General features: G+C 46.3%; 3 protein-coding genes, 2 tRNA genes and 3 rRNA genes. 5 read left to right on the top strand and 3 right to left on the bottom strand.

The genetic code is table 11. The features are described from left to right. Window positions 1–229: 229 nt before the first annotated feature. The 3 genes from trpC to rpe all read right to left on the bottom strand — a co-directional run bounded on the left by trpC (window position 230) and on the right by rpe (window position 4,933). Complete coding sequence (gene trpC, locus GJV44_RS02305) at window positions 230–1,039, bottom strand: indole-3-glycerol phosphate synthase TrpC (RefSeq protein WP_226806877.1); 810 nt, start codon at window positions 1,037–1,039, stop codon at window positions 230–232. 2 nt (window positions 1,040–1,041) lie between these two features. Beyond that, window positions 1,042–2,091: an anthranilate phosphoribosyltransferase gene (gene trpD, locus GJV44_RS02300; RefSeq protein WP_226806114.1), complete on the bottom strand. Its 1,050-nt coding sequence runs from the start codon at window positions 2,089–2,091 to the stop codon at window positions 1,042–1,044. A gap of 2,158 nt (window positions 2,092–4,249) precedes the next feature. Next, entirely contained in the window at window positions 4,250–4,933 is a 684-nt protein-coding gene (gene rpe / locus GJV44_RS02290) for a ribulose-phosphate 3-epimerase (protein WP_226806105.1), read from the bottom strand. 2,211 nt (window positions 4,934–7,144) lie between these two features. Between rpe and GJV44_RS02285 the strand changes: the two genes are divergently transcribed. The 5 genes from GJV44_RS02285 (at window position 7,145) to rrf (ending at window position 12,351) form a co-directional block, all read left to right on the top strand. Beyond that, window positions 7,145–8,674, top strand: a 16S ribosomal RNA gene (locus GJV44_RS02285). 68 nt (window positions 8,675–8,742) lie between these two features. Continuing rightward, window positions 8,743–8,819 (top strand) — tRNA-Ile (locus tag GJV44_RS02280). Between the two features lie 52 nt (window positions 8,820–8,871). Beyond that, window positions 8,872–8,947, top strand: a tRNA-Ala gene (locus GJV44_RS02275). A 251-nt stretch (window positions 8,948–9,198) separates the two neighbouring features. Further along, window positions 9,199–12,085 (top strand): 23S ribosomal RNA (locus GJV44_RS02270). Window positions 12,086–12,237: 152 nt separating this feature from the next. Continuing rightward, window positions 12,238–12,351, top strand: a 5S ribosomal RNA gene (rrf, locus tag GJV44_RS02265). The 16S, 23S and 5S rRNA genes sit together here with 2 tRNA genes alongside, the layout of an rRNA operon. Window positions 12,352–12,498 lie beyond the last annotated feature (147 nt).

The raw sequence follows: 12,498 nt of genomic DNA, 5'->3' as shown, positions 1-12,498 counted from the left end.
CACTATACAACTGATACCCGGTTTGACTTTTCTGTTTCCATAGGCGTGCGCATTTATAGATGAAGCAGCTATAGTATTGACTTGGATGCAGTATAGAATAAAAACACGAGCTCCGCTAAATTCGGCGAGTAGAGTGTCGATTTCATCACCTCAGCAGGCTATCGATATTTTTCATTCACGATGATTATGTATTCCTTATGCTGTGAGGGTGCCGAACTAACCATCATCGTCATGATAGATTTTTCGATACGAAGAATATGTTTGAAAGGGCGACACCAGGGTTTTCTGCTCGCATAAACGCCTCACCGACTAAGAAGGTATGAATACCGGCTGCACGCATCTGTTCCGCATCGTTGCGTGTTAGAATCCCTGATTCTGTTACAACGATACGATCGCTTGGAATACTGGCGAGAAGCTCCAATGTGGTATTTAGCGTGACGGCAAATGTGCGCAGATTGCGGTTGTTAACTCCGATCAACGGCGTCTGCATCGTTAGCGCAACGTCTAGTTCATCTGCGTTGTGCACTTCTACTAAAACAGCTAGTCCAAGCGAATATGCATATGCTTCTAGTTCTCGCATTTGCGTTGGCTCTAGCGCAGAGGCGATAAGTAGAATGCAATCCGCGCCTATCGCCCGCGCCTCCAGCACTTGGTACGGGTCAATAATAAAATCTTTTCTAAGAACGGGTAGCGTGCATGCATCACGAGCTTGCTGAAGGTGCCGCTCGTCGCCCTGAAAAAACTGCGTATCTGTGAGTACGGACAAGCATGCAGCACCATTCTGCGCGTACGATCGGGCAATATCGGCTGGCACGAAGGTTTCGCGTAATACACCCTTAGAAGGACTAGCCTTTTTTATCTCGGCGATAATTGCCGGATCCCCGAGCGTGTGCTTAGCACGCAACGCTGCAACGAAATCACGTAGATCAGCGCGGCGTGCATATGCGATTATCTGTAATTCCGCCAAAGGCATATTTTCCTGCGCAATACGGATTTCATCGAGTTTGACTGTAATAATGCGATTGAGGATATTAGCTATAGTCATGCTCTATTAAACTTAATCATACTCAACTGCTGTGTAAAACGAACAAGCTCATCGACTTTCAAACGGGCGGTCCCGTCAGCGATTACCTTACGTGATTGTTCGATCCCGTCGCTGATTGAGGTAGCGATATTAGCTGCATACAGCGCAGCACCGGCATTGAGTGTAACAATCTCGCGGGCAATGCCTGGTGTATTATCCAGTGCACTAAGCAACATATTTTTTGATTCGTCTGCATTCGCAACCTTTAGGGAGCGATTAGACGCCATTTTCATACCGAAGTCTTCAGGATGAATCTCGTATTCGTATATCTGGCCGTCTCGTAATTCACCAACCCGTGTCGTGGCGCCAAGCGATATCTCATCCATTCCATCGCGTCCGTATACGACTAGCACATGGTTTGCGCCAAGCCGTTGCATGACGCGAACCTGGATGCCGACCAAATCTTCATGGAATACGCCCTGTAGTTGGTTCGGCGTTCCAGCTGGATTGGTCAACGGTCCTAGTATATTAAAGATTGTTCGTACCCCTATTTCGCGGCGGATCGCTGCAACATTTTTTATCGCTGGGTGGTGATTTGATGCGAACATGAACCCCATGCCAGTCGCCTCAATAGACTGCACCACTTGCTCCTGGCTAAGATTGATATTGACGCCAAGCGCTTCGAGCACGTCGGCGCTACCGGACTTGGACGACACGCCGCGATTGCCATGTTTAGCAACTTTTGCTCCGGCCGCAGCAGTCACAAACATTGTTGCAGTGGAAATATTAAATGTATTCGAGCCGTCACCGCCAGTGCCAACAATGTCGATAAAGTGCCGATCATCCGTTACTTGAACGCGGCTAGAGAACTCGCGCATAACGGTTGCTGCAGCGGTGATCTCTCCAATTGTTTCTTTTTTTGCGCGCAGCCCAGTAATAATTGCGGAAGCCATTACCGGCGACATTTCTCCGTGCATGATCATGCGCATCAAGTGCAGCATTTCATCGTGGAAAATCTCGCGGTGCTCGATAGTACGCTGTAGCGCTTCCTGTGGAGTGATGGGCATCCAGTTTTCCGTGAGAAATCGGCTAGTGAGCGGGAGGTAACAGGGTGGGTATCGCCTAGGTAGGCCGCGTGCTCATTAGGCAAATGCTGGTAGTACGGCGTTGAGTAGTGAAATTCGCATGCGGTGCATAGATATGCATAAGTGAGTTTAACTCTAGGTAAAACTTCCAACTTTGAATTGGTAGCATCTTATAGAACACACCTATCATTTCGTTGTCGGTTCTATACCAATATCTAATTAAATAGGCACTGTATTGTGCCCGTGTCACACAAATAGCACTCTGTACCCCTAGAAGTAATAAAGAAAATCAGTACAGAGCTTCCTCTGATCGACCTGGATTTCAATGACTATACGATGCATGATTGTCTTACCTTGCATTATGCAATCCTTACATCGTTAGATCGCTAACAGCAGAATGTCGATGTATTATCGATCGTTGGCACTAGAAGCTAGATCAATACGTTTCAGATTTCAGTGCGAAAATCTCATTATCGCAGTAGATTGGTACTTGCTCGTCCAATTCGCTAAAGTATGAAACGGGGTTATGAGCTAATAAGTTATAGTGGATTGTCGGTAGCAGTATAAATGAATAGGTCTATAGAGGGTGGTTTTAGTATAATAGTAACGACCGGCTAAGCAATGGGATCGGCTATCTTCTTGATCCTAAAGTCGTCGTACTAGGAAGTATTAGGATTAAGCTGCCTATCTATAGATACAGCAAAAAAGTGTCGGCGAGCCAACTAAACAGTGTTTCGCCCCTGAAAAGAAGAGGCACTATGTAAACTATGTGAGTTAACCTGGCTGGAAATATTGCGCTTTACTATAATAGTAAACCAAAATGCTGTGCGTCGAGTTAATCGAATTCATCGTAGCATTTCGTAGGCGATTTTATGATTCACCATAACACAACCTAGCTGTTAGTAACACGCCAAATATGGTATTAGGTAGGCTTACTTTCTTAGTTAGTAGTGCTTTTTCAAAACCCCCGCCCCGCTCACCCTGCATATATTATTTAGCGGTGTTAAATGAGATACCGCCTTTGGTTTTTAGTTTCCTGTTATTGCGCTTTAGGCAGAAAATCCAAAAGGATACTATCAGCTTCGTAAGTATACAGATAGCCGCTGTGGATCACAGCGGCGCGAATCGTCATTAGTATGAATACATTTTCATAGCGACAGAGGGATTATTTTTTAATATTTTCGAAATCTCGTGGCCTAAACTACTCTTATATCAGCTCCTCTGATAGCTGTGTGTCGTAGACTATCGCACTGTTGATAGATTTACGATAGATATTACTGCATTGGACCAACGTATATGATTAGATAAAGATTGCTGATTAAGCTATCGCTTGCCACCATGTCTCCGGTTAATAAAAACTTCATTCTCGGTCGGTCTTCATTGTCTTTTGACAATATAAGATTTTTCTCAATAAAGCCTGCCTCGTCGTAGCTAGGATAGCCCACTGCAAAAATGAGTTGTAGTGGGTAAGCGGTGCAAGTTTAAAACTGTAATTGTATCTATTTAATAGATATAAATAGATTTGTCTTTGTGCATTCTGATCGGTAGTATCGGTGCTATTAGCTTGCCGCACACAAAATAAAGTGTGGAAGACAGATTTCTGAATGGATAGTGACTGAATAGCGACGTCAGCACACCCATATCAGCTAGCGCATGAGTCATCAGCGTAATATGAGTGTGCCTATATTAGCAGAAGATCTTAGATACCATATTACAGTGGCAGTATACCATACTGCCACTGTAACAAAAACATACGTAGCACGTAGCGCAGATATATATGCAATTCTTGGTTCAATAGCGAAAATCAAAACTAAATACACTCCGTTATTGTTAGAAATGGGCTTGACTTTTTCCGAAAAAGGCTTGTTACTCACCGCATAGCACTTCGAAATATAGCCTTAGTCAATTCCGCTCAAGCACCTCGGTGCGAATCGAAGTGATTAAAGGAAAAGGAGGAGTGTACTGACAAAGCGCCTCTCTACAGAGTATTGTTGTTTTTTCTCGATGCCAGTGATAACTGAAGCTAAGTCGACGAGCTGTAAGTTAAATACTCCGAACACCGCTATGAGTTTGCGCTAGCGGGTACGTACTATCTAAATCGATAATCGTTTTTTAGCGACTAGTATTTTATCTGCATAGGCTATTGTGCGCTCACCGAGCTTAGTGCACGCCGCATCTGGTTGATTACATGCCGGTAGTCGGGCTGCCCGAAAATCGCTGAACCTGCAACAAACGTATCAGCACCAGCTGACGCAATGCGGGCAATATTATTGACTTTCACGCCGCCATCAACCTCTAGATAGATCGTGCGGCCTGTCTGATTCGTATACACGTCGATTCGCCGTCGCGCTTCCCGCAGTTTATTGAGCACCTCAGGAATAAATAACTGCCCGCCGAAACCAGGATTTACCAGCATAATAAGCACTAAGTCGACGCGGTCCATAATATGGTCCAGGTAGCTTAATGACGTAGCTGGATTGAAACCTAATCCAGCTTTGCAACCCTGATCCCGAATCAGCGATAGAGTACGATCGATGTGATCAGACGCTTCTGGATGGAAGCTGATTAAGTTCGCGCCAGCTTTCGCGAAGTCTGGCACGAGGCGATCCACGGGATGTACCATTAAATGCACGTCGATTGGTAAATGCACGTGTGGGCGGATAGCTTCGCAGACCATCGGACCGATTGTCAGGTTAGGCACATAATGATTATCCATGACGTCGAAGTGAATCCAGTCGGCACCGGCGTCGACTACAGTGCGAACTTCTTCACCGAGGCAGGCACAGTCAGCTGAAAGAATGCTTGGGGCAATACGAAAAGTCATCTCGGAACTCGCTAGCGAGCGCTAAACACAGAAATAGCCATTTTAGCGCATTGCTCCTGACCCAGCAGCAACGTGTTATATCTACTTTAACGTATCTACTTATCACATTATATTTTACGAAAAGTAGCGCTAGCATGCTTAATAACTGACGAGCTTCCACTAATATCAGCTGACTTTTAGCGGCGAAACCCAGAATAAGTTAGTACAAGTTGAGCATCTTAGCGCAGATAAACGCGCTATTGCGTGCTATTAGATCATCATTGAAAGTGTACGATGTCACATGAATCGTAGGGTTGTCGAACATTAGCTATTACTATATCCGGACTAACAATGTAGCAAGGGTAGTCATTATTGTAGCTAGTCCGTATAACGCGTAGCAAATACTTTCCCTTAAGTAGGGAAATCTACCATCATATAGAGGATCTTTGTAAAATCGTGCCCGCAGACACCTATGTATTGCAGAGTATACATTCTACTAGATGTACAGTACATCGCTTGTTCCGGTCAATAGCGGACAGCACACTTGTAGTTTTTTCACCGGATACCGCGGACATATTATTCGATATATAGCAGCATGATCTGTATATCTGCTCGCTATCTTCTGGCTAAAAGTAACCCCAGCTTAAACGCAGAGTCATCATCGCCTGCGTAGCTAATATATATTCAGATACTTGTCAGCAATGCGTCTATCTATTGAAGACTCTACACTGCAGTATAGAGTGAGATAAGTGCTCATGAATTTATTTATCTGCGCTCGGTCCAACATCGTTTTTGCCCAGAGTTAGCAGTTTCCAGACCGATTTTCTCGAAGCTAACTCATTAGGTTAGTTAATATATAGCTATCGCACAGCATATTTGTGACCTGAGGTATGTTGCCAACAAAAATGGGGTATTGCACTACTATTTTAATATTATAGAATAACTCGATGTAATATTATTTGCGAGTGCCCTCTCAGCTAACGCATGCACCAAAACTTGTGCAGTCGAGGAAGTAGTCGTTATGCGTGCTATCTCGTGCAGTCGATTAGGTCATGTACCTAGTCGTATGGCAGGTTGTTACAAAACGTGCCATTATTCGAACTTCATTACTCAGAGTACAGCGGAATCGGGTCAAAGCCAGCTGTGTGCAGCGCGTCGTGTAATGCTTACGCATGATTAATAGAAAAGAGTCACGCAAGTATATAACTGAATAATTACCGCATTCTCTAATAGAGAGATGCGACGAATAGTCTCGGATAACTTTTTCGTGTAAGCAAAGTAAAACAGCTAAGTACTAAACTAAATATCGGGCCGCACGCTCGCTCATGCGAGCATTCTCTATTATCAGGCTGCGCTCTTGCCTTAAAAATTTTCCTGAGCAGCTTATGCAAAGATATTCGGCATTTTTACTGAAATCTCAGCTGAACTGCATGGTTCTATCTGTCAGATATCAGGCCAGAAAGTGTACGTAGTAGTCAGTGGCATTGCTGCAGTACGCGGCCTAAAGGTTGAAGGTCTAATCGATGGGAATCTACTCTTGACCGAGTATCTAGATGGATATACACACATCGTCGCGTAGCGCAGTCAGTATCTCACGCAGTCATCATAGTTAGTAAGTCTTCTAAATAAAGCGCTTAGCGCGTCGACTAAAATTTCTGAAAATTATCCAATTCATGGATAACGATCAATGCATTGATGAATTCGTTATAAAAAGCTTTCTTGGTATGGTAAGGTTTTGAGCACTGTCTGTCTTATACTCTATAAACTAAACAAAATTTCAGTTTTTAGAGTAATATAGAACCGTCTCGTAGTTGTGGTATTGCTGGCACACAACTTATGTTTAGGGGAGCAAGTACTTATAGTATTAATCTATTCTTCATAATCTGCTGTTGCCGAAAAAATTCTTTTAAATACTCTGCCACAAGAAACTGCTTGACGCTTTGAAAGATTATGTTCACAATCGTTGTTCTGTACTACTTACGTAGTAACGCGACCAGAATGCCAAGCTTAAGTAGGTAAAGCGTGGCTAACGCAATGTTCTTTAACAAAAAAAGCCGATAAGTGTGGGCACTTGATGGATAGATAAACTGCACCTGCTTTTAAATTCAGGCGCAGAAAAGCAAAGAAAATCATCAGGTTTTATTCAAATAAAGACAATTTTTAAGAAATTAAAAATTGTAAGAATTTTGAGTTAACCAACTAGCTCGAAAGAGCTAGATAAGTAACAAATTTAAACTAAAGAGTTTGATCCTGGCTCAGATTAAACGCTGGCGGCATGCCTTACACATGCAAGTCGAACGGCAGCGCAGGCTTCGGCCGGGCGGCAAGTGGCGAACGGGTGAGTAATACATCGGAACGTGTCTTAGAGTGGGGGATAGCCCGACGAAAGCCGGATTAATACCGCATATTCTCTAAGGAGGAAAGCGGGGGACCTTTGGCCTCGCGCTCAAAGGGCGGCCGATGGCAGATTAGCTAGTTGGTAGAGTAAAAGCCTACCAAGGCGACGATCTGTAGCTGGTCTGAGAGGACGACCAGCCACACTGGGACTGAGACACGGCCCAGACTCCTACGGGAGGCAGCAGTGGGGAATTTTGGACAATGGGGGAAACCCTGATCCAGCAATGCCGCGTGTGTGAAGAAGGCCTTCGGGTTGTAAAGCACTTTTATCCGAGAAGAAAAAAACCTGGCAAATACCTAGGTTCAATGACGATACCGGAAGAATAAGCACCGGCTAACTACGTGCCAGCAGCCGCGGTAATACGTAGGGTGCAAGCGTTAATCGGAATTACTGGGCGTAAAGCGTGCGCAGGCGGTTTGCTAAGACCGATGTGAAATCCCCGGGCTCAACCTGGGAACTGCATTGGTGACTGCCAAACTAGAGTATGGCAGAGGGAGGTAGAATTCCACGTGTAGCAGTGAAATGCGTAGAGATGTGGAGGAATACCGATGGCGAAGGCAGCCTCCTGGGTCAATACTGACGCTCATGCACGAAAGCGTGGGGAGCAAACAGGATTAGATACCCTGGTAGTCCACGCCCTAAACGATGTCAACTAGTTGTTGGGGATTCATTTCCTTGGTAACGTAGCTAACGCGTGAAGTTGACCGCCTGGGGAGTACGGTCGCAAGATTAAAACTCAAAGGAATTGACGGGGACCCGCACAAGCGGTGGATGATGTGGATTAATTCGATGCAACGCGAAAAACCTTACCTACCCTTGACATGGTTAGAACTCCACTGAGAAGTAGAGGTGCTCGAAAGAGAACTAACACACAGGTGCTGCATGGCTGTCGTCAGCTCGTGTCGTGAGATGTTGGGTTAAGTCCCGCAACGAGCGCAACCCTTATCCTTAGTTGCTACGCAAGAGCACTCTAAGGAGACTGCCGGTGACAAGCCGGAGGAAGGTGGGGATGACGTCAAGTCCTCATGGCCCTTATGGGTAGGGCTTCACACGTCATACAATGGTCGGAACAGAGGGCTGCCAACCCGCGAGGGGGAGCTAATCCCAAAAAACCGATCGTAGTCCGGATTGTAGTCTGCAACTCGACTGCATAAAGTTGGAATCGCTAGTAATCGCGGATCAGCATGTCGCGGTGAATACGTTCCCGGGTCTTGTACACACCGCCCGTCACACCATGGGAGTGGGTTTTACCAGAAGTGGCTAGTCTAACCGAAAGGAGGACGGTTACCACGGTAGGATTCATAACTGGGGTGAAGTCGTAACAAGGTAGCCGTATCGGAAGGTGCGGCTGGATCACCTCCTTTCTAGAGCAAAATATCTAAACTTCAAGTGTTCACACTTATCGGCTGTAAAAATCACAGAGGCAGACAAAGGGTCTGTAGCTCAGTCGGTTAGAGCACCGTCTTGATAAGGCGGGGGTCGTTGGTTCAAATCCAACCAGACCCACCATACAAATCTAATAAACGACAAGCACTGTGTAAATCAAAAAAAGCTAAAAAAAGGGGGTATAGCTCAGTCGGGAGAGCACCTGCTTTGCAAGCAGGAGGTCGTCGGTTCGATCCCGTCTGCCTCCACCACTGATCAATCGAGAGCGCTTAAAATCTGAGCGTTGACGATTGATTTTAAAGTAAAATCAGTAAAATATAGTTGTAACGTTCTTTAACAATTTGGAATAGAAGCAAAATATTCATTACATCTAGAGATGAATGTAATGAATAGACGGGTAGTAGTTCAAAATACTTTTTAAGTAGTTGAATTAGTTTAAACAACTCAATACATACAGCGCAAAAACTAAACGTTATCGCGCTGTAAGACGGACTTGTTATAGGATCAAGCAAACAAGTGCATGTGGTGGATGCCTTGGCGATCACAGGCGAAGAAGGACGTGGTAGCCTGCGAAAAGCTGCGGGGAGCTGGCAAATAAGCTTTGATCCGCAGATGTCCGAATGGGGAAACCCGACCCATATGGGTCATCCATGACTGAATACATAGGTCATGTGAAGCGAACGCGGCGAACTGAAACATCTAAGTAGCCGCAGGAAAAGAAATCAACCGAGATTCCCAAAGTAGTGGCGAGCGAAATGGGATCAGCCTGTATCATTTATCACTATAGTTAGCTGAACGTTCTGGAAAAAACGGCCATAGCAGGTGATAGCCCTGTAAGCAAAAACTAAAGTGTAGAACTAAGGGTACGACAAGTAAAACGGGGCACGTGAAATCCTGTTTGAAGATGGGGGGGACCATCCTCCAAGGCTAAATACTCGTGATCGACCGATAGTGAACCAGTACCGTAAGGGAAAGGCGAAAAGAACCCCGGGAGGGGAGTGAAATAGATCCTGAAACCGCATGCATACAAACAGTCGGAGCCTTGTAAGAGGTGACGGCGTACCTTTTGTATAATGGGTCAGCGACTTACGTTCAGTAGCAAGCTTAACCAAATAGGGAAGGCGTAGCGAAAGCGAGTCCGAATAGGGCGATTAGTTGCTGGGCGTAGACCCGAAACCAAGTGATCTATCCATGGCCAGGTTGAAGGTGCGGTAACACGCACTGGAGGACCGAACCCACTAACGTTGAAAAGTTAGGGGATGAGCTGTGGATAGGGGTGAAAGGCTAAACAAACTTGGAAATAGCTGGTTCTCTCCGAAAACTATTTAGGTAGTGCCTCGTTTATCACCTTCAGGGGTAGAGCACTGTCATGGTTGAGGGGTCCATTGCGGATTACTTCACCATAGCAAACTCCGAATACCGAAGAGTGTAATGACGGGAGACAGACGCCGGGTGCTAACGTCCGACGTCGAAAGGGAAACAACCCAGACCACCAGCTAAGGTCCCTAAAATTGGCTAAGTGGAAAACGAAGTGGGAAGGCAAAAACAGTCAGGAGGTTGGCTTAGAAGCAGCCATCCTTTAAAGAAAGCGTAATAGCTCACTGATCGAGTCGTCCTGCGCGGAAGATGTAACGGGGCTAAGCCAATTACCGAAGCTGTGGATGCGCACGTTAAATGCGCATGGTAGGAGAGCGTTCCGTAAGCCTGCGAAGGTGTACTGAAAAGTATGCTGGAGGTATCGGAAGTGCGAATGCTGACATGAGTAGCGATAAAGGGGGTGAAAAGCCCCCTCGCCGTAAGCCCAAGGTTTCCTACGCAACGTTCATCGGCGTAGGGTAAGTCGGCCCCTAAGGTGAGGCAGAAATGCGTAACTGATGGAAAACAGGTTAATATTCCTGTACCGTTGTTAGATGCGATGAGGGGACGGATCGCGGAAGGTTGTCCGGGTGTCGGAAATCCCGGTCCCTGCATTAAAGAAGGCGCTTTGGCAAATCCGGGCGCGCAATTCAAGGATGCGGGGCGAGCAGCTTTTTAAGCTGCGAAGCAATTAGAAGTGGTCCCAAGAAAAGCCTCTAAGCTTCAGTCTAACAAGACCGTACCGCAAACCGACACAGGTGGGCGAGATGAGTATTCTAAGGCGCTTGAGAGAACTCGGGAGAAGGAACTCGGCAAATTGGTACCGTAACTTCGGGATAAGGTACGCCCTATTAGCCTGACTGGCCTGCGCCAAAAGGGTGAAAGGGTTGCAATAAACTGGTGGCTGCGACTGTTTAATAAAAACACAGCACTCTGCAAACACGAAAGTGGACGTATAGGGTGTGACGCCTGCCCGGTGCCGGAAGATTAAATGATGGGGTGAAAGCTCTTGACTGAAGTCCCGGTAAACGGCGGCCGTAACTATAACGGTCCTAAGGTAGCGAAATTCCTTGTCGGGTAAGTTCCGACCTGCACGAATGGCGTAACGATGGCCACACTGTCTCCTCCCGAGACTCAGCGAAGTTGAAATGTTTGTGATGATGCAAACTACCCGCGGCTAGACGGAAAGACCCCATGAACCTTTACTGTAGCTTTGCATTGGACTTTGAACCGATCTGTGTAGGATAGGTGGGAGGCCTTGAAGCGTGAACGCTAGCTCACGTGGAGCCGTCCTTGAAATACCACCCTGGTTTGTTTGAAGTTCTAACCTAGGGTCCTGAATCGGGCTCGGGGACCGTGCATGGTAGGCAGTTTGACTGGGGCGGTCTCCTCCTAAAGCGTAACGGAGGAGTACAAAGGTACGCTAGGTACGGTCGGAAATCGTACTGATAGTGCAATGGCATAAGCGTGCTTAACTGCGAGACCGACAAGTCGAGCAGATGCGAAAGCAGGTCATAGTGATCCGGTGGTTCTGTATGGAAGGGCCATCGCTCAACGGATAAAAGGTACTCTGGGGATAACAGGCTAATACCGCCCAAGAGTTCATATCGACGGCGGTGTTTGGCACCTCGATGTCGGCTCATCTCATCCTGGGGCTGTAGCCGGTCCCAAGGGTATGGCTGTTCGCCATTTAAAGAGGTACGTGAGCTGGGTTTAAAACGTCGTGAGACAGTTTGGTCCCTATCTGCCGTGGGCGTTGGAAGTTTGAGGGGGGCTGCTCCTAGTACGAGAGGACCGGAGTGGACGAACCTCTGGTGTACCGGTTGTCACGCCAGTGGCATCGCCGGGTAGCTATGTTCGGAAAAGATAACCGCTGAAAGCATCTAAGCGGGAAACTTGCCTCAAGATAAGACTTCCCCGGGGACTTAATCCCCTTAAAGGGTCGTTCAAGACTAGGACGTTGATAGGTCGGGTGTGTACGCACAGTAATGTGTTAAGCTAACCGATACTAATTGCCCGTAAGGCTTGATCCTATAACTAGTCCGTTTTACCATTATGCAGTTAATTTACACTACCCTCTTATTTACTGTTTCTAATCCAAATTGGCTGTCGGTACCCCATTAGCATACGATCTGCAAAGCACATGTAGATACTACGGTGGAAGAATCGACTGCATCTCTTTTTGCCTGATGACCATAGTGAGTTGGTCCCACCCCTTCCCATCCCGAACAGGACTGTGAAACGACTCCACGCCGATGATAGTGCGGATTTCCCGTGTGAAAGTAGGTAATTGTCAGGCTTCTCCTTCTCTCCGTCACGCCCGATTTCTGCCCAAATCGGGCGTGACGCTTTTTGGGAATCGCTCTGTATTAAAAATAATTCACACCATATAAAATCCGATACTTTTCACTTCTTAGACGTATAAGTTCAATATTTATTTCATAAT

Origin of the sequence: Candidatus Vallotiella adelgis (assembly GCF_020541305.1) — a bacterium.
GTDB lineage: Bacteria > Pseudomonadota > Gammaproteobacteria > Burkholderiales > Burkholderiaceae > Mycetohabitans > Mycetohabitans adelgis.
This window is presented reverse-complemented; position numbering and strand designations above follow the sequence as displayed.

Excerpts from the sequence above, each read along its gene's own strand:
- trpD (WP_226806114.1), bottom strand. The coding sequence starts at position 2,091 with ATGCCCATCACTCCACAGGAAGCGCTACAGCGTACTATCGAGCACCGC.
- rpe (WP_226806105.1), bottom strand. The coding sequence starts at position 4,933 with ATGACTTTTCGTATTGCCCCAAGCATTCTTTCAGCTGACTGTGCCTGC.